This is a genomic window from Sulfitobacter sp. PS-8MA (genome assembly GCF_040933935.1).
Classification (GTDB): Bacteria; Pseudomonadota; Alphaproteobacteria; order Rhodobacterales; family Rhodobacteraceae; genus Sulfitobacter.
Genome location: NZ_JBFQYJ010000006.1, coordinates 1103257 through 1122887, shown reverse-complemented (window position 1 = coordinate 1122887; position 19631 = coordinate 1103257). Strand labels below are relative to the sequence as shown.

At 63.2% G+C, this 19631-nt stretch carries 23 protein-coding genes; 12 read left to right on the top strand and 11 right to left on the bottom strand.

Annotation, left to right across the window (positions count from 1 at the left end; all coding sequences use genetic code 11):
* The first annotated feature begins 2 nt into the window (after positions 1-2).
* Positions 3-584: a hypothetical protein gene (locus tag AB4M76_RS09435; protein WP_368441572.1), complete on the top strand. Its 582-nt coding sequence runs from the start codon at positions 3-5 to the stop codon at positions 582-584.
* Between the two features lie 58 nt (positions 585-642).
* On the opposite strand, the gene AB4M76_RS09430 is transcribed toward AB4M76_RS09435, so the two are convergent.
* From AB4M76_RS09430 to prfA, 3 genes are all read right to left on the bottom strand, one after another.
* On the bottom strand, positions 643-1236 hold the full coding sequence (locus AB4M76_RS09430; RefSeq protein WP_368441571.1) for a DUF4167 domain-containing protein: 594 nt from the start codon (positions 1234-1236) through the stop codon (positions 643-645).
* 209 nt (positions 1237-1445) lie between these two features.
* The gene (gene prmC, locus AB4M76_RS09425; RefSeq protein ID WP_368441570.1) at positions 1446-2288 is read right to left on the bottom strand and encodes a peptide chain release factor N(5)-glutamine methyltransferase; all 843 of its coding nucleotides are present in this window, start codon (positions 2286-2288) and stop codon (positions 1446-1448) included.
* Entirely contained in the window at positions 2285-3340 is a 1056-nt protein-coding gene (gene prfA, locus AB4M76_RS09420) for a peptide chain release factor 1 (RefSeq protein WP_368441569.1), read from the bottom strand. Before prfA ends, prmC begins: the two co-directional genes overlap by 4 nt.
* Before the next feature lie 60 nt (positions 3341-3400).
* On the opposite strand from prfA, the gene AB4M76_RS09415 reads away from it, so the two are divergent.
* The gene (locus AB4M76_RS09415; RefSeq protein ID WP_368442414.1) at positions 3401-3700 is read left to right on the top strand and encodes a hypothetical protein; all 300 of its coding nucleotides are present in this window, start codon (positions 3401-3403) and stop codon (positions 3698-3700) included.
* On the opposite strand, the gene AB4M76_RS09410 is transcribed toward AB4M76_RS09415, so the two are convergent.
* From AB4M76_RS09410 to AB4M76_RS09395, 4 genes are read right to left on the bottom strand one after another with little or no spacing between them, the layout of a single operon-like run.
* The gene (locus AB4M76_RS09410; RefSeq protein ID WP_368441568.1) at positions 3635-4054 is read right to left on the bottom strand and encodes a DUF1499 domain-containing protein; all 420 of its coding nucleotides are present in this window, start codon (positions 4052-4054) and stop codon (positions 3635-3637) included. The genes AB4M76_RS09415 and AB4M76_RS09410 overlap by 66 nt on opposite strands.
* 19 nt (positions 4055-4073) lie before the next feature.
* On the bottom strand, positions 4074-5021 hold the full coding sequence (speB, locus tag AB4M76_RS09405) for an agmatinase (RefSeq protein ID WP_368441567.1): 948 nt from the start codon (positions 5019-5021) through the stop codon (positions 4074-4076).
* Positions 5018-5983, bottom strand: coding sequence for an agmatinase (gene speB, locus AB4M76_RS09400; protein WP_368441566.1), 966 nt, complete (start codon positions 5981-5983; stop codon positions 5018-5020). Before speB (AB4M76_RS09400) ends, speB (AB4M76_RS09405) begins: the two co-directional genes overlap by 4 nt.
* Positions 5983-7152 carry a M20 aminoacylase family protein gene (locus AB4M76_RS09395; protein ID WP_368441565.1) on the bottom strand — a complete coding sequence of 390 codons (1170 nt, stop codon included), beginning with the start codon at positions 7150-7152 and terminating at the stop codon, positions 5983-5985. Before AB4M76_RS09395 ends, speB (AB4M76_RS09400) begins: the two co-directional genes overlap by 1 nt.
* A 64-nt stretch (positions 7153-7216) precedes the next feature.
* Here AB4M76_RS09395 and mazG point away from each other — a divergent pair, with 64 nt between their 5' ends.
* The 4 genes from mazG to AB4M76_RS09375 all read left to right on the top strand — a co-directional run bounded on the left by mazG (position 7217) and on the right by AB4M76_RS09375 (position 10916).
* Positions 7217-8041, top strand: coding sequence for a nucleoside triphosphate pyrophosphohydrolase (gene mazG / locus AB4M76_RS09390; protein ID WP_368441564.1), 825 nt, complete (start codon positions 7217-7219; stop codon positions 8039-8041).
* 78 nt (positions 8042-8119) lie between these two features.
* Entirely contained in the window at positions 8120-9061 is a 942-nt protein-coding gene (locus AB4M76_RS09385) for a nucleoside hydrolase (RefSeq protein ID WP_368441563.1), read from the top strand.
* Positions 9058-9507: a GNAT family N-acetyltransferase gene (locus AB4M76_RS09380; protein WP_368441562.1), complete on the top strand. Its 450-nt coding sequence runs from the start codon at positions 9058-9060 to the stop codon at positions 9505-9507. The genes AB4M76_RS09385 and AB4M76_RS09380 overlap by 4 nt, the downstream gene beginning before the upstream one ends.
* A complete protein-coding gene (locus AB4M76_RS09375; protein WP_368442413.1) occupies positions 9501-10916 on the top strand; it encodes a YdiU family protein in 1416 nt (471 codons plus the stop codon). Before AB4M76_RS09380 ends, AB4M76_RS09375 begins: the two co-directional genes overlap by 7 nt.
* On the opposite strand, the gene AB4M76_RS09370 is transcribed toward AB4M76_RS09375, so the two are convergent.
* Both AB4M76_RS09370 and AB4M76_RS09365 read right to left on the bottom strand, forming a co-directional pair.
* Positions 10917-11807 carry a DMT family transporter gene (locus AB4M76_RS09370; protein WP_368441561.1) on the bottom strand — a complete coding sequence of 297 codons (891 nt, stop codon included), beginning with the start codon at positions 11805-11807 and terminating at the stop codon, positions 10917-10919.
* Between the two features lie 94 nt (positions 11808-11901).
* Positions 11902-13206 carry a DEAD/DEAH box helicase gene (locus AB4M76_RS09365; RefSeq protein ID WP_368441560.1) on the bottom strand — a complete coding sequence of 435 codons (1305 nt, stop codon included), beginning with the start codon at positions 13204-13206 and terminating at the stop codon, positions 11902-11904.
* 344 nt (positions 13207-13550) lie between these two features.
* Here AB4M76_RS09365 and AB4M76_RS09360 point away from each other — a divergent pair, with 344 nt between their 5' ends.
* The gene (locus AB4M76_RS09360) at positions 13551-13970 is read left to right on the top strand and encodes a Fur family transcriptional regulator (RefSeq protein WP_368441559.1); all 420 of its coding nucleotides are present in this window, start codon (positions 13551-13553) and stop codon (positions 13968-13970) included.
* An 8-nt stretch (positions 13971-13978) separates the two neighbouring features.
* Complete coding sequence (locus AB4M76_RS09355; RefSeq protein ID WP_368442412.1) at positions 13979-14677, top strand: NYN domain-containing protein; 699 nt, start codon at positions 13979-13981, stop codon at positions 14675-14677.
* Positions 14678-14685: 8 nt separating this feature from the next.
* Here the strand turns inward: AB4M76_RS09355 and AB4M76_RS09350 are convergent, their stop codons facing one another.
* The gene (locus AB4M76_RS09350) at positions 14686-15747 is read right to left on the bottom strand and encodes an AbrB family transcriptional regulator (protein ID WP_368441558.1); all 1062 of its coding nucleotides are present in this window, start codon (positions 15745-15747) and stop codon (positions 14686-14688) included.
* Between the two features lie 129 nt (positions 15748-15876).
* Between AB4M76_RS09350 and AB4M76_RS09345 the strand changes: the two genes are divergently transcribed.
* Genes AB4M76_RS09345 through AB4M76_RS09335 form a run of 3 tightly spaced genes read left to right on the top strand, consistent with a single transcriptional unit; the run spans position 15877 to position 18629 of the window.
* Positions 15877-16779, top strand: coding sequence for a DMT family transporter (locus AB4M76_RS09345; protein ID WP_368441557.1), 903 nt, complete (start codon positions 15877-15879; stop codon positions 16777-16779).
* Positions 16780-16812: 33 nt separating this feature from the next.
* Positions 16813-18090 carry a phosphopyruvate hydratase gene (gene eno, locus AB4M76_RS09340; protein WP_368441556.1) on the top strand — a complete coding sequence of 426 codons (1278 nt, stop codon included), beginning with the start codon at positions 16813-16815 and terminating at the stop codon, positions 18088-18090.
* Positions 18090-18629, top strand: a complete 540-nt coding sequence (locus AB4M76_RS09335) for a GNAT family N-acetyltransferase (protein WP_368441555.1) — start codon at positions 18090-18092, stop codon at positions 18627-18629. Before eno ends, AB4M76_RS09335 begins: the two co-directional genes overlap by 1 nt.
* Positions 18630-18679: 50 nt before the next feature.
* Here AB4M76_RS09335 and AB4M76_RS09330 read toward each other — a convergent pair whose 3' ends face one another.
* Entirely contained in the window at positions 18680-18919 is a 240-nt protein-coding gene (locus AB4M76_RS09330) for a hypothetical protein (RefSeq protein WP_368441553.1), read from the bottom strand.
* A gap of 156 nt (positions 18920-19075) precedes the next feature.
* Here AB4M76_RS09330 and AB4M76_RS09325 point away from each other — a divergent pair, with 156 nt between their 5' ends.
* A complete protein-coding gene (locus AB4M76_RS09325) occupies positions 19076-19435 on the top strand; it encodes a hypothetical protein (protein ID WP_368441551.1) in 360 nt (119 codons plus the stop codon).
* The last annotated feature ends 196 nt before the right edge of the window (positions 19436-19631 follow it).

The following is a 19631-nucleotide window of genomic DNA, read 5'->3' as shown; positions in this document are numbered from 1 at the left end:
CCATGTTCCACCGTTTCTTCCTGCTCCTTGCCCTGCTCTTGGGCCTGACCGCCTGCACCCTGCCCAGAAACGGCCCGCCCCCGCCGGGCACAGAGCGGGAGATTGCCGCGCTGGCCCAGGCCATCGAAGGGCTGTCGCCTGCTGTCGATCCCGAAGAAGCCGCCCGGGCGGCGCGGATCGCCTATCGCCATACGCATGCGCTTGCCATCGCCTATGAGATCACCGACCCGCCGCTGATCCATAACGTCAAGGTCAACAGTGGTCGCAAACCGCGCGGGCTGTGCTGGCATTGGGCCGAGGATCTGGAAAAGCGCCTCAAGGCCGAGGGTTTCGCCACGCTCGACATGCACCGCGCCATTGCCAATGGCGACACGCGGCTGCTGATCGACCATTCCACCGCCATCATCTCTGCCGCCGGCGCGCCGATGCAGGCCGGGCTGGTTCTGGACCCGTGGCGCGGCAGTGGTGAACTCTTCTGGTCCCCGGTGCTGAGCGACCCACGCTACGACTGGGAGCCGCGCGAAGAGGTGCTGCGCCGCAATGGGCGGGTCAGATATGTTCAGGCCGGGATGGAAGACAGCTAGGCCCTGAGATGACCGCGCGTGCCAAAGAAAAAGCCCCGCAAACTGCGGGGCTTTCTTTTTATTCTGCGGCTTTGGCCGGGTCGCCGTTGCTGCCGTTGTCGTCAGGCTGCTGCCCCTCAGCCGGTTTCGGCTTGGGTTTGCGGCGCGGGGCGCGTTTGGGCTTGGGTTTGCTCTCAGGCGTCTCGACAAGGGTGCTTTGCTCATCGCCGTTCGTCACAGGGTCAGCCTGCGGCTGCGCGCCTTGCTCAGCGGCATCGCCCTGTGCGGGCTGTTCGCTCTGCTGCTGCTCGTTCTGCTGGGCTTCACGTTCCTGCCGCTCGGCGCGCTCGCGGTCGCGCTCGGCCTGACGCTCGCGGTTCTGGCGTTCCTGTTCTTCGCGGCGCTGTTCGGTCTCGCGCTGCGCTTCGCTCAGCAGACGCAGGTAATGCTCGGCGTGCTGCTGAAAGTTCTCTGCCGCGACACGGTCATTGCTCAGCTGCGCATCGCGGGCCAGTTGGTTGTATTTCTCGATAACCTGCTGCGGCGTGCCGCGCACCTTACCCTCGGGGCCGGAACTGTCGAACACGCGGTTCACGACGTTGCCGCCGCCACCACCATGCGAGGAGCGTTTGCGATTGTTCTTCGACCGGGAGCGTGATCTGGGAGAATTCATGGATTGATGTCAGCCTTGTGTGCTGTGTGTCGTTTACCGGGGGTGCAAAGCACGTCATCGTCCCGGCTTAAGCGATATGTTGGGCATAGTGCCGCGCGGGACCGCCCAAAGGCATCCACCGCTGCAACATCTCTGACTAACCATGCCAGCCGCGCTACGGCAAGAAGAAACTGCAATTTAGCCGGTTAAACCTGTGGATTTCCGCGTATTCATGCCGGTTTTCCGGCACAAACCACCCTTGGGCGGCCATCCAGATCCTGCGCCAAAGTGACCTGACCCCAGCCCGCGCGGGTGAAAATCTCTTGCACCGCCGCGCCCTGTTGCCAACCGATTTCGACCAGAACCCGGCCCTTGGGCGTGAGATACCCCTGCGCCTGTTCGGCGATAATGCGGTAGACGCTCAGCCCGTCCTGCCCGTCGGTCAGCGCCATTTCCGGCTCATGCTGGCGCAGTTCCGGCGCGATTTCTTCCATCTCCTCGGCCGCCAGATAGGGCGGATTGCTGACGATCAGATCGAAACGGTCCGTCACCGCGCTGAACCAATCCGATTGCCAGATATCGGCGCGGCTAGCGACACCATGCTGCACCGCATTGGCGCTGGCTTGCAGACAGGCGGCCTCAGACAGATCAACGCCCAGACCCGTGGCCTCTTCGCGCTCGGCCAAGAGCGTTACCAGAATGCAGCCCGACCCGGTGCCAAGGTCAAGCACCCGTTCAAACCGCGCCGCCAAGGCCAGATCGATCAGGGTTTCGGTCTCGGGCCGCGGGTCCAGCACATCGCGGGAGATGGCGAAATCACGCCCGTAAAACGCCCGACGCCCGACCAATTGCGACACCGGCACCCGCACCGCGCGCAGGGCGACAAGATGCTCGTAGCGCTCCGCGACCTCGGGGGCGATCTCTTCGGGGGCAATCAGGGTCACGCGGGTCGCGTCGACAGCCGCTGCATGGGCCAAGAGCAGCCGGGCATCGCGGGCGGGGTCAGGCACCCCGGCCGCGCGCAGCCGCCCGGCGGCGGCGGCCATGGCCTGTGCCGCGGTCTGCGGGCTCACCCTTCCATCTCCGCCAATTGGCGCGCCTGCGCATCGGCGGTGAGCGCGTCCACGATCTCATCCAGATCGCCCTGCATCACGGCCTCAAGCCGATAGAGCGTCAGGTTGATCCGGTGGTCGGTCAGGCGGCCTTGGGGGAAATTATAGGTGCGAATGCGCTCTGAACGGTCCCCCGATCCCACCTGCGCCGCGCGGTCGGCAGAGCGTTCGCTGTCCATCCGGCTGCGCTCCATGTCATAGAGCCGCGCTTTCAGCACCTGCATCGCCTTGTCGCGGTTGCGGTGCTGGGATTTCTCGGATGAGGTCACCACGATCCCGGTGGGGATATGGGTGATGCGCACGGCGGAATCGGTGGTGTTCACATGCTGCCCGCCGGCGCCAGAAGAGCGCATCGTGTCGATCCGCAGATCGTTGGGGTTGATGTCGATATCCACGTCTTCGGCTTCGGGCAGCACCGCCACCGTCGCCGCCGAGGTGTGGATCCGCCCGCCACTCTCGGTGCTGGGCACCCGCTGGACCCGGTGCACGCCGCTTTCAAACTTCAGCCGGGCAAAGACGTTCTGGCCGGTGATATGGGCCACGACTTCTTTCACGCCGCCAAGCTCGGTCATCTGGCTTTCGATCAGGTCAAAGCCCCAGCCCTGCGCCTCGGCATAGCGTTGATACATGCGCAGCAGATCGGCGGCGAAAAGCGCGGCCTCATCGCCGCCGGTGCCGGGGCGGATCTCCAGCATCGCCGCCTTGGCATCCGCCGCATCGCGGGGCAGCAAGGCCAGTTGCAAAGCGGCTTCGACCTTGGGCAGCTGCGCGCGCAGCCGCGGCAGTTCTTCGCGCGCGAGCTCCGCCATCTCGGGATCTTTCAGCATCTCCTCGGCGTCCTCAAGATCGCGCTGCAATTGCTGATAAAGCTCGATCTGATCGACCACGGGCTTGAGATCGCTGTATTCTTTGGCAAGCTTCGCAAAATCGGCCCCATCGGAGCCCGCAGACATGCTGGCCTCCAGAAACTGAAAGCGCTGCGTGATTTGTGCAAGACGGGGCATCGGGATCATAGGCTTCCTGTCGCCTATGCAAAGGCTTTGGTCAAGAGGCCGATTATGCTATCATGGGGCATGAAACAGGTGTTCCTCGCGCTCTTCCTGATGGTGGTGACGACCGGCGCCCCGGCCCGCGCCGATGTCAAAGCGCCGGGTGGCAAGACGATTGATTGCTACTGCACCGACCGCCGGGGCGATCGGGTGGAATTGGGCGAAATCATTTGTTTACAAGTGGATGGGCGGATGTTCATGGCGCAATGCCAAATGTCGCTCAATGTGCCGATGTGGCGCGAGGTTCAAAAGGGCTGCCTATCCTCCCGCCTCGACCTGCGCCCGCCAGCCAGCGACACGTTTGGCATTCACCCCCAGATCTGACCTGCCGAAACGGGAACGGCTATAAACCTCGACATAGGGCGGATTATCGCCGTAGAGGCCGAGGGTCGTGTAATCGGGATAGCCCATGAGCGCGCTGCGCGTGACATAGGTGATCTGCCCTTCGGCCAGTGATCCGGCGATCTGCTCGGTGCGCGGGGTCTGCCGGATCACCGCATCATAGCGGCTCAGCAGATTGTCCGCCGCAGGCGCGCGCCAGATCATCGAATTCTGGCCCCGCGTCTCGCCCATGGTCTCCCCCGGTGCCTTTTGATGCCAGCGCGCCAGATCCGTCGGTGCAAAGCGCAGATAGGCCAGAAGCGCCAGCAGCGCGATCACGATCAGCCAGAAGATCATGTTTCTCACCTTCCTTGGGTCATCGGTAAAGAACACCGGGCAGCACGCAGAGCAGTTCGAACAGGATGTTGGCCCCGGTCAGCGCGGTGGCGCCGCTCGTGTCATAGGGGGGCGACACCTCGACAAGGTCACCGCCGACGATATTGGCCCCCTTCAGGCTGCGGATCAGTTCGAGCGCTTGGGGCGTGGTCAGTCCACCGATCTCGGGCGTGCCGGTGCCGGGGGCGAAGGCGGGATCGAGACTGTCGATGTCAAAGGTCACATAGACCGGCAGCTCCCCGATATCGCGACGGATTTCGGCACCGAGTTCCGAAAGGCTGCGATGCCAAAGCTCATGGGCCGGGAACTGTTGAAAGCCCCATTGCGCGACCTCGCTAAATTCCTCCGCCGAATAGCCGGACCCGCGCAGGCCGATTTGATAGGTTTTATCGGGTCTTACGAGCCCTTCTTCATAGGCGCGGCGCAGGAAGGTGCCATGGGTCTCACGCTCGCCGAACATATCGTCGTTCACATCCGCATGGGCATCCACGTGGATCAGCGCCACCGGCCCATGGCGCCGGGCGATGGACCGCAGGATCGGCAGCGTCATCGAATGATCACCCCCGATCGCCAGCGGCATCGTATCGTAGTTTAAGATCGCGTCGTAACTCTCTGATATAATGCGCAAAGACTCTGACAGGGAGAATGTATTGATCGCCAGGTCACCGATGTCGGCGACCTGCAGCCCATCGAAGGGCGCCGCCCCGGTGGCGACATTATAGGGCCGGATCATCGCGCTTTGGCTGCGGACCTCCTTGGGGCCAAAGCGACAGCCCGAGCGCCAAGAGGTGCCAATATCCATCGGCACCCCAAGAACAACGACGTCCAGCCCTTTGAGATCATTGGCACTCGGCAGGCGCATGAATGTATTCGGGCCCGAGAACCGCGCCAGATCATTGCCGCTGATCGGCTGGTTCTTCGCGCTCATACCGTCCTCATTCGGTGGCCTAGGAGCGACAGGATCTCGGTTGCCACATGGGCGCCCGCGATGGCGGTGGCGCCTGTGGTGTCAAAGGGCGGCGACACTTCGACCACATCGCCGCCCATGATATTGATCCCGGCCAAATCGCGCAGCATGATCGAGGCCTGGGCCGAGGTCAGCCCGCCCCAGACCGGCGTGCCGGTGCCGGGGGCGAAGGCAGGGTCCAGCGCGTCGATGTCGAAGGTCAGATAGCAGGGACGATCGCCGAGGATTTCCTTGATCTGCGCCACAGTTGCCTGCGGCCCCTGTTCATGCACCCTGCGCGCGTCAATGATATTGACGCCCATCGTGTCTTCATTGGTGGTGCGGATGCCGACCTGCACACTGGTGGCGGGATCGACGATGCCGGATTTGACCGCCTTGTAGAACATCGTGCCATGATCAACCCGGTCCATGTCGTCATCCTGCCATGTATCCGTATGAGCATCGAACTGTAACAGGCTGATCGGGCCGTATTTTTCGGCATAGGCTTTGAGGATGGGGAAGGAGATGTAATGGTCCCCGCCCAGCACGACAGAGGCGGCCCCGGCATCTAGAATGGTCTTGATATGCGCGGTCAGCGCGCCGGGGAACTGCGCCACATGACCATAGTCAAAGGCCAGATCACCGTAATCCGCGATGGCAAATTCGCTCAGCACATCGAAATCCCAGCCGTAGGGCGCGTCAGGCGCTTGCAGCGCGCTGGCCTCGCGAATGGCGCGGGGGCCAAGGCGCGTGCCGGGACGGTTGGTCACCGCCTGGTCAAACGGCACGCCGGTCACGGCGATGTCCACACCGGTCAGGTCTTTGGTGTATTTGCGCCGCAGGAAAGACGTCGCCCCGCCAAAGGTGAGCTCATAGCTCGGGCCTTTCAGGTCTTCGCGGGTGAAGGCCATGTCGATCTGTTTGGCTGCGTCTTCAAGGGCCATTATTTGCCTCCTGCTGGCTGCGCCCGCTCGACGATGCGGGCGAAAAAGGATGCGCCCAGAGGAGCAATCTCGTCGTTGAAATCATACTCCGGGTGATGCAGCCCCGCGCCTTCGCCGGCGCCGAGGAACAGGTAGGATCCGGGGCGTTTTTCGAGCATATAGCTGAAATCTTCGGCCCCCATCTCGCGGCCGTAATCCGCATGGACCTGCGGCACCCCGACCACGTCCTGCGCGACCTTTACGGCGAACTCCGTCTTGGCGGCATCATTGATCGTGGGCGGGTAGCCTTCGTCATAGACCAGTTCGACCTCGACGTCATAGCTCGCCGCCTGCCCCTCGACGATCTGCTGCATCCGGCGTTTGACCATGGCGCGCACCTCTGGCGTGAAGCTGCGCACGGTGCCGTTGATATAGGCCGTCTCGGGGATCACGTTATCCGCCGAGCCGGTGTGGATCTGGGTGACCGAGACGACGAGGTCTTCGGTCGCCATATGGTTGCGGCTCACGATGGTCTGGATCGCCTGCGCCATGCCGCAGGCCGCCATGATCGGATCGCGGGTCTCATGCGGCAAGGCGCCATGGCCGCCTTTGCCCTTGATATGGATGTGAAAAGTATCCACCGCCGCCATGATCGGCCCCGGGGTGGTGAAAAACGCGCCTTCGTCAAAGCCCGGCGCATTGTGCAGCGCATAGACTTCGGCGATGTCGAACTGGTCCATGATGCCTTCCTCGACCATCACTTCGGCGCCGCCGCCGGTCTCTTCCGCGGGCTGGAAGATCAGCGCCACGCGCCCGGCGAAATTGCGGGTCTCCGCTAGGTAGCGCGCCGCGCCGAGCAGCATCGTGGTATGCCCGTCATGCCCGCAGGCGTGCATTTTGCCCATGCGGGTGCTGGCATAGTCCTTGCCGGTGGCCTCATGGATCGGCAGGGCATCCATATCGGCACGCAGCCCGATCGTCGGCCCGTCGCCTTGCCCTTCGATGATCGCCACGATGCCCGTCGTTGCAAAACCCTCGTGGATCTCATCCACGCCAAACTCGCGCAGCCGCTCGACAACGAAAGCCGCCGTCTCGTGGCATTCCACCCCCAGTTCAGGGATCGTATGCAGATGACGACGCCATTTGGTCATGTCATCGGCAAAGGCATTGATACGGTTAACCACGGGCATGGGCTGGACTCCTTGAGGCTGGTTTGCTCAGGGTGCATCTGACACCAGACATGCGGGGCCTGCAATGCCGGACAAAACGAAAGCTGATCTCATTCACGATTCCGATGCCGGGATCGAACGACTCTTGGAGATCATGCGCCGGTTGCGCGATCCTGAGACCGGCTGCCCTTGGGATATCGAGCAGGATTTCGACAGTATCGCGCCCTATACCATTGAAGAGGCTTACGAAGTCGCCGATGCCATCGCCCGGCGCGATTGGGCAGAGCTTGAAGGCGAGCTGGGCGATCTGCTGCTGCAATCGGTCTATCACACCGCGATGGGCGAAGAGGCCGGGCATTTCACCTTTCAATCGGTGGTGCGCAACATCAGTGACAAAATGGTGGCGCGGCACCCGCATGTCTTTGGCGATGAATCGCGCGACAAGAGCGCCGAACAGCAGACCAGGGATTGGGAGGCGATCAAGGCCGCCGAACGCGCCGGCAAGGCGCAGGGCGGCACGCTTGATGGGGTGGCCGTGGGTCTGCCGGCCCTGCTGCGCGCGCTGAAACTGCAAAAACGCGCGGCGCGGGTGGGGTTCGATTGGCCGGAAACGACAGAGGTGCTTGATAAGATCACCGAGGAAGCCGCTGAGCTGGTGGAGGCGAAAGACAACCTGGCCCCCGACAAGGTCGAGGAGGAATATGGCGATCTGCTCTTTGTCATGGCCAACCTTGGGCGCCATCTGGGGCTCGATCCCGAAGCCGCGCTGCGCCGCGCGAATGCCAAGTTCACCCGGCGTTTTGAGGGGATCGAAGCGCGTCTGGCCGCCGAGGGCAAGACCCCGCAGGACAGCGATCTGGCCGAGATGGACGCCCTATGGGATGCCGTCAAAGCGGCGGAACGCAGCTAATCAGCCGGCCCATCGCTGGACAATCAGCCCCCCCTCCGGCAAGGCTCTGGCGCAAGGAAATTCACGAAAGAACACCCCATGACCGCACGCAAGATCATTATCGACACAGACCCCGGCCAAGACGATGCCGTCGCGATCCTGCTGGCCCTTGCCAGCCCGGAGGAGATCGAGGTGCTGGGGATCACCTGCGTTGCGGGCAATGTGCCGCTGGATCTGACTTCGAAAAATGCGCGGATCGTCTGCGAATTGGCGGGGCGGCGCGAGATGAAGGTCTATGCGGGCTGCGACCGTCCGCTGGGGCGGGATCTGGTGACGGCGGAACATGTGCATGGCAAGACCGGCCTTGATGGTCCGAACCTGCCCGATCCGACGATGCCATTGGCCGAAGGTCATGCGGTTGATTTCATTATCGAACAGCTTCGCGCCCATCCTGCCGGCACTGTGACGCTTTGCCCCCTCGGGCCGCTGACCAATATCGCCACCGCGCTTCAAAAGGCGCCGGATATTGCGGAAAAGGTGCAAGAGATCGTGCTGATGGGCGGCGGCTATTTCGAAGGGGGCAACATCACCCCCACCGCCGAATTCAACATTTATGTCGACCCGGAAGCCGCTGATATCGTGTTTAAATCCGGTATTCCTATCGTGGTGATGCCGCTTGATGTGACTCATAAGGCGCTGGTCACGAAACCGCGCAATGACGCCTTCCGCGCGCTTGGCACGCCCGTCGGTGTCGCCGTGGCAGAGATGACCGATTTTTTCGAGCGTTTCGACAAGGAGAAATACGGCTCCGAAGGCGCGCCGCTGCATGACCCCTGCGTGACCGCCTATCTGATCAATCCCGACCTCTTTTCCGGACGCCACATCAATGTGGAGATCGAAACCCAGTCCGAGCTGACCATGGGCATGACCGTCGCGGATTGGTGGCGGGTGACCGAGCGGGAACCCAATGCGCTTTTCATTGGTGATCTGGATGCGGACGGTTTCTTTTCCCTGCTGACCGAAAGGCTGGCCCGCTTATGAGCGCACATCTGACCCTCGGCGCGCCCGAACATCTTGATAAACTGCTGGGGTTGGTCGCGGCCTTCCATGCCGAAGCAGGTATCGAGATGACCGACGAGCAGCGTCGGACGGGGCTTGCGCCCTTGCTCGAAGGCATTCCGCATGGGGCGGCCTATCTGATCGGCCCGCCGCGCGCGCCGATTGGCTATGTGGTGATCTGTTTCGGCTGGTCGGTCGAATTTGGCGGCTTAGATGCTATGATTGACGAGATCTATGTCCGCCCCGGTGTGCGCAAGCGCGGCATTGCGAGCGAGGCGATGATCGCCCTGCCCCGCGCCCTGGCCCAGGGCGGGCTGCGCGCGGTGCATCTTGAGGTCGACCGAACAAACACCGCCGCGCTCAAACTCTATCAGCGCGCGGGCTTTCGCAGCCGGGAGGATTACATGCTCATGTCGCGGAGATTGTAATGAAAATACCCTTCGACAACAGCTATGCCACGCTGCCTGACGCCTTTTACACGCGGCTTGATCCGACGCCGGTGAAAGACCCCAAGCTCTTGGCATGGAATGCGGATCTGGCAAAGCTGCTGGGCATCGAAGGGGAAGATCACAACGCGCTGGCGCAGGTTTTCGGCGGCAATCGCCTGCCCGAGGGCGCGGCCCCTCTGGCGCAGCTTTATGCCGGCCATCAGTTCGGCAACTACAACCCGCAACTGGGCGACGGGCGGGCCATTCTTTTGGGCGAGGTGATCGGCCAAGACGGTATCCGCCGCGACATCCAGCTCAAAGGCTCCGGCCCCACGCCCTATTCCCGCATGGGCGATGGCCGGGCCTGGCTTGGGCCGGTGCTGCGGGAATATGTCGTCAGCGAAGCAATGCATGCGCTCGGCGTGCCCACCACCCGCGCCCTTGCCGCTGTCAGCACCGGCGAGCCGGTGCTGCGCGAGACCGGTCCGCTGCCCGGCGGCATCATCACCCGCGTGGCGCAAAGCCATCTGCGTGTCGGCACCTTTCAGGTTTTCGCCCATCGCGGGCAGCCGGACCATCTCAAGACCCTCACCGACTACGCAATCGCGCGACACTACCCCGATGCAGATGGCCCGATGGGGCTTTTGCGCGCGGTCTGTGCGGCACAGGCAGAACTGGTGGCGCAGTGGATGTCCTTTGGCTTTATCCATGGCGTGATGAACACCGACAATTGCGCGATTTCCGGCGAGACGATCGACTATGGGCCCTGCGCCTTTATGGATGCCTTTCACCAAGGGCGGGTGTTCAGTTCGATCGACCGGCAGGGCCGCTATGCCTATGGCAACCAGCCCCAGATCGCGGTGTGGAACATGGCGCAGCTGGCGACCTCGCTCTTGCAGCAGATGGACGACAAGGAGACCGCTGTCGAAGAGGCCACCGAGATCGTTCACGTCATGCCCGATCTGCTGGAGGCCGCTTGGCTTCGACGCTTTGCGGCGAAGATCGGCATCTCTGCCCCGGAGGCTGCGGATGTGGCCCTGATCAATGACCTTTTGGCGCTGATGCAGACGGATGGGGCGGACTTTACCAATAGCTTTCGCGCGCTCGGCAAAGAAGACGCGCGCGACCAGTTTACCGACCGCGAGGCCTTTGACGCCTGGGCCACCGCTTGGCGGGCGCGGATTGAGGGGGAAGCAGATCCCTTTGCGACGATGCAACGGGCAAACCCCGCTGTCATTCCGCGCAATCACAGGATCGAGCAGATGATCGAAGCTGCTGTCGGCGGCGATATGGCGCCTTTCGAGCGGCTGATAACAGCGCTCGCCACGCCGTTCACGGAAACCGACCCGGAATTACAGCGCCCGCCGACGCAGGATGAGATCGTGCCGGCGACATTCTGCGGCACCTGATCAGAGCGGCATCCGCGGCCTGCGGTTGATCAGATAGATGCCCGCCGCCACCAGCACCAGCGCCGCCCAGACATTGGCGGCGATATCCTCTGACAAGATCAGCCAGCCCAGCAGGACGGAGGAGATCGGCGACAGGAAGCTGAAGGAGGCGACCGAGGAGGCCGGGTAGATCGTCAGAAGCCAGAACCATGCGAGGAATCCAAAGCTCGCCACGGCGATGATCTGATAGACCAGCGCGCCCAGATGGATGGGCTCGACCCCCCGGAACAGATCGCCGAACAGCGGGGCCAGCAGCAGCAGGATCGGGGCCGAGATCAGAAGCTGCATCATCAATTGCTGCGCGGGGGGCACTTTGGCGAGCGGTGTGATCCGCACGCAAAGCGCGATCCCCGCCCAGCAAAGCGCCGCGAGCAGGGCTAGAAGATCGCCGGTCCAGCTCGCCCCCTCTGCCCCGGAATCGCTCAAGGCAAGCCCGACACCGGCCATTGCCATGCCGAGGCCAAGCAGCCGCCGCCCGCTGAGGTTTTCGCCCGGCAGCCAGAGATGCGCCGCCAGCGCCAGCCAGACCGGCATGGAATAGAGCAGCACCGAGGCCCGGCTGACCGTGGTGAGATCCAGTGCGAGAAACAGGCAGATGAACTCCAGCGTAAAGAAAACCCCCGCTGCCACGCCGCCCCAAAGCGCGTCGCGCGGAAGCGACAGGCTGATCCCCCGCAGCCGCATCCAAAGCAACACCACCAGCACCGCGCCGGCCGAACGCAGCCCGGCCAGAAAGACGGGGTTAAAACCCCCGGTGGCGATTTTGATGACAACCTGGTTAAAGCCGAGGTTCAGCGCAAAGAGCACAAGGGCGATGGCGCCGAAAGTATCGATCTGAGATTTGCGTTCCATGGCGCTAGAAACGCCGCCCGCCGCAGATAAGTCAATGGCGCGCCGGGGTTTTTCCCGACGCGCCATCTTAATCGTTCAATCACGTGACCGCGGCCTAGGCCGCTTGCTGGCCGCCCGGCTTACCGCCGCCGCCGCGCCGCCGACGGCGACCGCCGCTCGGCTTGGCCGCACCTTCACCGCCGCCGCCACCGCCACCGGGACGCCCCCCGCCGCCGGACCGTCTGCGGCCCCGGCCACGGCCCTTGGGTTTGGCGGGCTCGTCGATCACCTCCCAGGGACGGCCCGAGGCCACCGGGATCGAAATGCCCATGGTCTTCTGGATTGCCTTCAATTCGCCCATCTCATCGGGGGCGCAAAAGGCTACGGCAGCGCCGTCCTTGCCCGCCCGCGCGGTCCGGCCAATGCGGTGGACATAGTTGTCCGGCACATTCGGCAGGTCGAAGTTATAGACGTGTTTCACATCCGGAATATCGAGGCCCCGCGCCGCCACATCGGTGGCCACCAGCACGGTGATCTCGCCATTCTTGAAGCCTGCAATCGCCCGGTCCCGCTGCCCCTGGCTTTTGTTGCCATGGATCGAAGCGGCGTCGAAACCGGCCTTGACCAGCGTCTTCATCAATTTTTCGGAGCCATGTTTCGTGCGGCCAAAGACCAAAGCCCGTTCGCCCTTATGTTTGGCCAGCAGTTCTTTCAGCAGCTCGGTCTTCTCGGCCTTGGCGATGAAATGCACCTCTTGCGTGACCTTATCCGCCGCCTTGCCCGGAGGCGAGACTTCGATACGGATCGGGCTGTTGAGATAGCTGTTGGCGATCTCATTCATCAGCTTGGGCATGGTCGCCGAGAACAGCATCGTCTGCCGCTCTTTCGGGATCAGGTTGGAAATTTTGCGCAGGTCATGGATGAAGCCCATGTCGAGCATCTGGTCGGCCTCATCCAGCACGAGGAAGGTCGTCGTGTCGAGCTTGACCGCGCGGCGGTCGAGCAGGTCAAGTAACCGGCCCGGCGTGGCGATCAGCAGATCGACACCCCGTTCCAGACGTTTGATCTGGGTGTTGATCGACTGGCCACCGACGACCATCGCCACTTTGATCGGGGTGCCTTCGGCATAGCCGCGCAGGTTCACCGCGATCTGCTGCGCCAGCTCGCGTGTCGGGGCCAAGACCAGCCCGCGCACGGAACGCGGCGCCGGGCGGCCTTCAAGCTCCATCATCTGCGCCAGCAGCGGCACACCAAAAGCGGCCGTCTTGCCGGTGCCGGTCTGGGCAAGGCCCATCACGTCGCGCCCGTTCAGGGCCTGCGGAATGGCTTGCCGCTGGATCGGGGTCGGGTCTTTCAGACCCATTTCATTCAACCGGGCCACCAGTTTCTTTGGCAGGCCCATCATGTCAAAATCGCTCATTCGTTCACTTTCCGGCCCGCGAAGACGCGCGCCATCCTTGGTCGCCGCGCCCGGCTCGGGCGCCACGGGGTCGCGCAAGCCAGATCGCGGGCGCGGGCCACATGCCCTACACCCGTCTGTCGCGCTTGGCCCCACGCGTGATTTTGGGAACATCGGCGGGCCTTGTCGTCAGCATCCGGCCCCGCTGGGGGATTGGCGCTGATACTGCTCACGCGGCAGAAGGCTTCGCTTGGACCCCAGATGGGCGTTTCGCGGGGGAAAGTCAACCACCGGGCGTCAATTGCTGTGGCACCCCGCTGCGCTACAATGCTAGGAACGGGGTCCGACGGACGAAGGGCAAGACAATGCGCAACCCGATCATCAAACGCTGCGAAGCCATGGGGCTGCGCATGACCGGTCAACGCCGGATCATTGCGCAGGTCATTCAAAACAGCGACGACCACCCCGATGCCGAAGAACTGCTGGCGCGGGCCACGGCGATCGATGACGGCATCTCCATCGCCACGGTCTACCGCACGGTGAAGCTTTTTGAAGAGGCGGGCATCCTCGACAAGCTGGAGTTCGGCGATGGCCGGGCCCGGTATGAGGACGCCGAGCGCGCCCATCACGACCATCTGATCGACATGAACTCGGGCGAAGTGATCGAATTTGTCGACGCCGAGATTGAGGAATTGCAGGAACGGATCGCGCGCAAGCTGGGTTATGAACTGCGGGGGCACCGGATGGAGCTCTATGGCGTGCCGTTGAAGAAGGACAAAACATGAGTGCCCAGATGCCTGACCGAGAGCGCCCGCTGCTGGCCGTGTTGATCGATGCCGACAATGTGCCAGCCAAACATGCGGCGGCGATCATGCGCGAGGTCACCACGATTGGCGAGCCTGCCCTGCGCCGGGTCTATGGCGATTGGTCGAACGATCACCTTAAAGGATGGAAAGCGCCGATCCGCGAATTGGGGCTGGTGGCGCATCAGGAGACCGCCAATACCAGAGGCAAGAACGCCAGCGATATCGGGTTGGTGATTCAGGCGATGGACATCCTGCACAGCCGCCGCTTTGACATCATCGTGATTGTCTCGTCGGACAGTGACTTCACCGCGCTGGTGAACCGTCTGCGCGAGGATGGGGTCACCGTCATCGGCATTGGCGAGAAAAAGACCCACGATTCGCTGCGCAACGTCTATAACCGCTTCATCCTGATCGAAAACCTCGACAGTGCGGAGCCTGACGCCCCCTCCCGCGCCAAAGCGAAAGTGGCCGACGCCCTGCCCCTGTTCAAATCGGCGATGGATAAGATCGACACCGAGGATGAATGGTACAACCTCGGGCAGATCGGCCAGACCATTCAAGCCGCGCATCCGGATTTCGACAGCCGGACCTATGGCCATGGCAAGTTGAGCGCGCTGGCCGCGGACCTGAAGGCGCTGGAGACGCGCAAGGACGGCAACCGTTTGATGGTGCGGCTCAAACCCTGACGGCGCGCCTATTCCGCCGGGCGCTTCTCACGCCGGGCGACCCGCGCCAGCATCGCGGGCAGCAGCACGCTCAGCACCACCAGCCGCATGATATGGCAGGCGGCGACAAAGCCCGGCACCACCGCCAGGACCGCGCCGAGGGCGATCATCGTCTCCAACCCGCCGGGCGCGAAGGCCACCAGGACATGGCCCAGAGGCATCCCAAGCGCCCAGGCCACCGGGACCGCGCCCAGACCGGCAAGGCCCACCGCCACCCCGGTGATCGCAAGCCCGGCCCCCAGCCCGCTCTTCAGCCGCGCCAGCGTCATGCCCGAGAACCGGCTGCCAATCAGACTGCCCAGCACCAGATAGGCGAAAATGGTCAGCCACTGCGGCAGCACCCCGGTCTCCAACCGCGTCAGATGGGCGATGGCGGAAACAACCATTGCCCCCATGAGCAGCGGCGCCGGAATGGAGAGACGTTTGAAGAGCAAGCCTACCAGCACCGCCGCGGCGACCAGCGCCACAATAGCAAGCGGCCCCACCCCGGCCCCCGCGGGCGTGATCTGACCTGTCATGTCGACCCCCATCAGCAGGGCCGCAAAGGGCACCACAATGGTCAATGCCAAGAGCCGCACCGACTGGGTGATCGAGATCCGCGCCACATCTGATCCGCCTTCGCTGGCCACGGCCATGACAAAGCTCAGATGCCCCGGCGCGGCGGCCAGCAGCGCCGAGCGGGCGTCAAAGCCAAAGAAGCGTGCCAGCATCCCGCGGCAGACCACCATGATCCCCCAGATCACCCCGGTCATAAAGACAAAGGCCAGCGGCCAGCGCACCATCGCATTCACCGCGTCATGGTTGAACCCGGCGCCCACGGCGAGGCCCAGCACGATGAAACAGGCATCCCGCAGCCGCGCATCGACCCCGGTTCGCAGCCCCGCAAGGCTCACGATGCTCACCGCGATCACCGGCCCCAGCAGCATGTAGACCGGCGCGTTCAGCCACCAGAACAGCAGCGCGCCCGCGCCCCCCACGGCAAGGGTCAAAGGCGTGTCACGCGGGCTGCGGGGAAAGCTGGGCCATCTCATGCCATAGGGCTAGCACCTGACTGCTACAGGCGCCAGAGATACACGCATGGCGCGCATCGCCCGCTCTTGCCCTTTCGTTGCAAAAGGTTCATGGCCGATGGGCAAGACCAAGGGCGAAAGGGCTGAAACATGGACAATCTGCGCGGCGCGATTCTGATGGTGCTAGCCATGGCCGGTTTCGCCATTGAAGATATGTTCATCAAACTGACCAGCGATGCGCTCCCCGTGGGGCAGATCATCGCGACCCTTGGCGCGGGCGGTGGCACGGTCTTTGCGATCATCCTGTTGCTTCAAGGGCGGCGGTTGTTCTCTGCCGATATGCTGACCGGGCCGATCCTCTTGCGGGCGGTGGGCGAAGTCCTTGGCACGCTTTGTTTCGTGACCGCCATCGTCCTGACCCCGCTTTCTTCGGCCTCTGCGATCCTTCAGGCCACCCCATTGGCGGTGACCCTTGGCGCCGCGCTGTTTCTGGCAGAGCCTGTCGGCTGGCGCCGGTGGAGCGCGATCATCGTGGGGTTCCTTGGGGTCCTGCTCATCATCCGCCCCGGGCTGGAAGGGTTCAACGCCCTGTCGCTCTTTGCTGTGGCCGGGGTCATCGGACTTGCGCTGCGCGATCTGGCCACCCGCAAGGTGCCGCCCAGCATCAGTTCGATGCAGCTCAGCTTTCTGGCCTTCATCGTTCTGGTCCCCGCGGGGCTGGTCCTGATGCTTGCCACTGGCGCGCCGGTGGCCACACCCGGCAAGGCCGAGATCCTCTATCTCAGCGGTGCGGTGGTGATCGGGGTGCTGGCCTATTACGCCATCGTCGCGGCAATGCGGGTTGGTGAGGTGAGCTTTGTCACCCCCTTTCGCTACATGCGGATGCTTTTCGCGCTGGTCGTGGGGATCATGGTCTTTGACGAATCCCCCGACACTTTGACCCTTGTGGGCGCCGCCATCATCATCGCATCGGGCGTCTATACCCTCTGGCGTGAACGCAAAATTCGCCCCCGGCCCCGCCGCGGTCTTTCCAAGCCCGGTCTGCCGGGGTAAACCGCCCCAAATCCGAAACTGAGGACATTGCCCATGAGCACGATCATCGACATCCACGCCCGCGAAATCCTCGACAGCCGGGGCAACCCGACGGTCGAAGTCGACGTTATCCTCGAAGACGGCACCATGGGCCGCGCGGCGGTGCCGTCGGGCGCGTCGACCGGGGCCTATGAGGCGAATGAGCGCCGCGATGGCGACAAATCGCGTTATTTGGGCAAAGGCGTGTTGGAAGCCTGCGCCGCGGTGAACGGTGAGATCGCCGAGGCGCTGGTCGGGATCGACGCGACCGAACAGGTCGAGATCGACGAGATGATGATCGAACTGGACGGGACCGAGAATAAATCCCGCCTTGGCGCAAATGCGATCCTGGGCGTCTCCATGGCCGCTGCCAAAGCCGCCGCCGACTACTGCACACAGCCGCTTTACCGCTATATCGGCGGCACCACCGCCCGCGTTCTGCCAGTGCCGATGATGAATATCATCAACGGCGGCGAACATGCGGACAACCCGATCGACATTCAGGAATTCATGATCATGCCGGTCGCTGCGGAGAATATCCGCGAAGCGGTGCGCATGGGGGCCGAGGTGTTCCACACGCTGAAGAAGGAGCTTTCCGAAGCCGGACTTTCGACCGGGATCGGCGATGAAGGCGGCTTTGCGCCCAATATCAACTCCAGCCGCGATGCACTTGATTTCATTCTGAAATCCATCGAAAAGGCAGGCTACAAGCCGGGCGAGGACATCTATCTCGCGCTGGACTGCGCCGCGACGGAATATTTCAAAGACGGCAAATATGTCCTGTCGGGCGAAGGCAAAACCCTGTCGAGCGCCGAGAATGCCGACTACCTTGCCGCCCTCGTGGGCGACTATCCGATCATCTCCATCGAAGACGGTATGGCCGAGGACGATTGGGAGGGCTGGAAGGCGCTGACCGATCTGCTGGGCGATAAGGTGCAACTGGTGGGCGACGATCTTTTCGTGACCAACCCTGCCCGTCTGGCCGATGGCATCCAGCGCGGCTGCGCGAATTCGATGCTGGTCAAGGTCAACCAGATCGGCACGCTTACCGAAACGCTCAAAGCCGTCGATATGGCGCATCGCGCGGGCTACACCAACGTCATGTCGCACCGCTCGGGCGAGACGGAGGATGCCACCATTGCGGATCTCGCTGTCGCCACCAACTGCGGCCAGATCAAGACCGGTTCGCTGGCACGTTCGGACCGGTTGGCGAAATACAACCAGTTAATCCGTATCGAGGAAATGCTGGGCGAGACCGCGCAATACGCGGGCCGCTCGATCCTGCGCGGCTAATGTCGCGGCTTACCATCAAACCCGTCACCAGCGCCGCAGACCTCGCGGCGGTGGTGGCGCTTTGCTGGGCCTACCGAGAGTTCCTGTTCAATTTCGCCCCGCCCGAGCGCAGGATTGTCGAGACCTTCTATCCGCAGGACAAATACGCGCGACTGATGGCGCGTCTGGCCGAAGAACACGCCCGCCCGCGCGGCATCATTCTGCTGGCCCTGCGCGATGGCTTGCCCGTCGGCTGCGGCATGTCCCATGCGCTGAGCGCGACCGAGAGCGAGATCAAACGGCTCTACGTCACCGACGCCGCCCGCGGCAGTGGCGCGGGCCGCGCGCTCTGCCAGACCCTTATCGATCAGGCGCGTTCCGATGGGTTTGAGAAAGTCTATCTCGACACCTCGATCGCCTTCGCCCCGGCCCGTGCGCTCTACCAGTCCCTTGGCTTTATTGAGCGCGGCCCCTATCAGCCAACACCCGATTTCGCGCGTGAGGCGATCTGCTTTTACGAAAAGTCGCTGACCGATACGGATGCTGCGGCGGGCCGCTAACCGAAAGGGCGATGTCACCACCGCCCCCTCTGCGCATCCTCATCACCCATTTAGCCCGAAAAGAGTTGGACGAACTGCCGCTTGGAATAGTTCAGCACCAAGGCTCCCTTGGCCGAAAGCCGCGGTCTAACCCGCAGGCGAATGACATCCTTGTCAGTGGGCAGCGCTTTGTTAAGCCGCACGACGGTGTCGACTTTGCCATTTGGGCCGGGGTCGACCCCTTCGATCATGCCGATCAAGACGCGATCTCGGCTCCAGACGGGCACGCCAATCAGCGCCGTGATGTTCATTTGCGTCTGCGTTGCCCCATTGCCGCTCTCGCCCAACGTGCTGCGCGTCGTCACTTTGGGGGGAACGGTGCCCGGTTGCGCACCCTGGTTGCCCCCGGTGCCTCCGCCGTTACCAGCACCCGTCCCGGTGCCCCCGCCGTTACCAGCGCCAGCCCCGTGGCCCCCGCCAACGCCGACACCCACGCCAGCACCGATCCCGTTATCACCGCCAACATTGGCACCGACGCCCGCGCCGACACCATTGTCGCCGCCAACGCTGGCACCAGCGCCCGCGCCGACACCATTGTCACCGCCAACACTGGCACCGACGCCTGCGCCGACACCATTGTCTCCGCCGACGCTTGCACCAGCGCCCGCGCCGACACCATTGTCACCGCCGACGCTCGCACCAGCGCCCGCACCGACACCATTGTCACCACCGACACTGGCGCCGACGCCCGCATTCACCCCGTTGTCTCCGCCGATGCCGACACCTACGCCGACCCCGATATCAGCCTGCGCTGTCGGAGCGATTAAAAACGCCACCGCAGTGGCGGCTAAAGAATGTTTGAAAGTTGCACTAATAAAATACGTCATTTGTTTCCTCCATTAGGATGCTGCAATGCAGCCGACCCCATCGGGATCGGCGCTATGCACGCTTTGCCCCCGTAGGAAAACGACGCGTGAACAGGCGCTAATGTTTCATTTTATTTCGGAAACAGACCGTTTCACG

Excerpts from the sequence above, each read along its gene's own strand:
- AB4M76_RS09435 (WP_368441572.1), top strand. The coding sequence starts at position 3 with ATGTTCCACCGTTTCTTCCTGCTCCTTGCCCTGCTCTTGGGCCTGACC.
- AB4M76_RS09430 (WP_368441571.1), bottom strand. The coding sequence starts at position 1,236 with ATGAATTCTCCCAGATCACGCTCCCGGTCGAAGAACAATCGCAAACGC.
- prfA (WP_368441569.1), bottom strand. The coding sequence starts at position 3,340 with ATGATCCCGATGCCCCGTCTTGCACAAATCACGCAGCGCTTTCAGTTT.
- AB4M76_RS09415 (WP_368442414.1), top strand. The coding sequence starts at position 3,401 with ATGAAACAGGTGTTCCTCGCGCTCTTCCTGATGGTGGTGACGACCGGC.
- AB4M76_RS09410 (WP_368441568.1), bottom strand. The coding sequence starts at position 4,054 with ATGATCTTCTGGCTGATCGTGATCGCGCTGCTGGCGCTTCTGGCCTAT.
- speB (WP_368441567.1), bottom strand. The coding sequence starts at position 5,021 with ATGAGCGCGAAGAACCAGCCGATCAGCGGCAATGATCTGGCGCGGTTC.
- speB (WP_368441566.1), bottom strand. The coding sequence starts at position 5,983 with ATGGCCCTTGAAGACGCAGCCAAACAGATCGACATGGCCTTCACCCGC.
- AB4M76_RS09395 (WP_368441565.1), bottom strand. The coding sequence starts at position 7,152 with ATGCCCGTGGTTAACCGTATCAATGCCTTTGCCGATGACATGACCAAA.
- mazG (WP_368441564.1), top strand. The coding sequence starts at position 7,217 with ATGCCGGACAAAACGAAAGCTGATCTCATTCACGATTCCGATGCCGGG.
- AB4M76_RS09385 (WP_368441563.1), top strand. The coding sequence starts at position 8,120 with ATGACCGCACGCAAGATCATTATCGACACAGACCCCGGCCAAGACGAT.
- AB4M76_RS09380 (WP_368441562.1), top strand. The coding sequence starts at position 9,058 with ATGAGCGCACATCTGACCCTCGGCGCGCCCGAACATCTTGATAAACTG.
- AB4M76_RS09370 (WP_368441561.1), bottom strand. The coding sequence starts at position 11,807 with ATGGAACGCAAATCTCAGATCGATACTTTCGGCGCCATCGCCCTTGTG.
- AB4M76_RS09365 (WP_368441560.1), bottom strand. The coding sequence starts at position 13,206 with ATGAGCGATTTTGACATGATGGGCCTGCCAAAGAAACTGGTGGCCCGG.
- AB4M76_RS09360 (WP_368441559.1), top strand. The coding sequence starts at position 13,551 with ATGCGCAACCCGATCATCAAACGCTGCGAAGCCATGGGGCTGCGCATG.
- AB4M76_RS09355 (WP_368442412.1), top strand. The coding sequence starts at position 13,979 with ATGCCTGACCGAGAGCGCCCGCTGCTGGCCGTGTTGATCGATGCCGAC.
- AB4M76_RS09350 (WP_368441558.1), bottom strand. The coding sequence starts at position 15,747 with ATGAGATGGCCCAGCTTTCCCCGCAGCCCGCGTGACACGCCTTTGACC.
- AB4M76_RS09345 (WP_368441557.1), top strand. The coding sequence starts at position 15,877 with ATGGACAATCTGCGCGGCGCGATTCTGATGGTGCTAGCCATGGCCGGT.
- eno (WP_368441556.1), top strand. The coding sequence starts at position 16,813 with ATGAGCACGATCATCGACATCCACGCCCGCGAAATCCTCGACAGCCGG.
- AB4M76_RS09335 (WP_368441555.1), top strand. The coding sequence starts at position 18,090 with ATGTCGCGGCTTACCATCAAACCCGTCACCAGCGCCGCAGACCTCGCG.
- AB4M76_RS09330 (WP_368441553.1), bottom strand. The coding sequence starts at position 18,919 with ATGAACATCACGGCGCTGATTGGCGTGCCCGTCTGGAGCCGAGATCGC.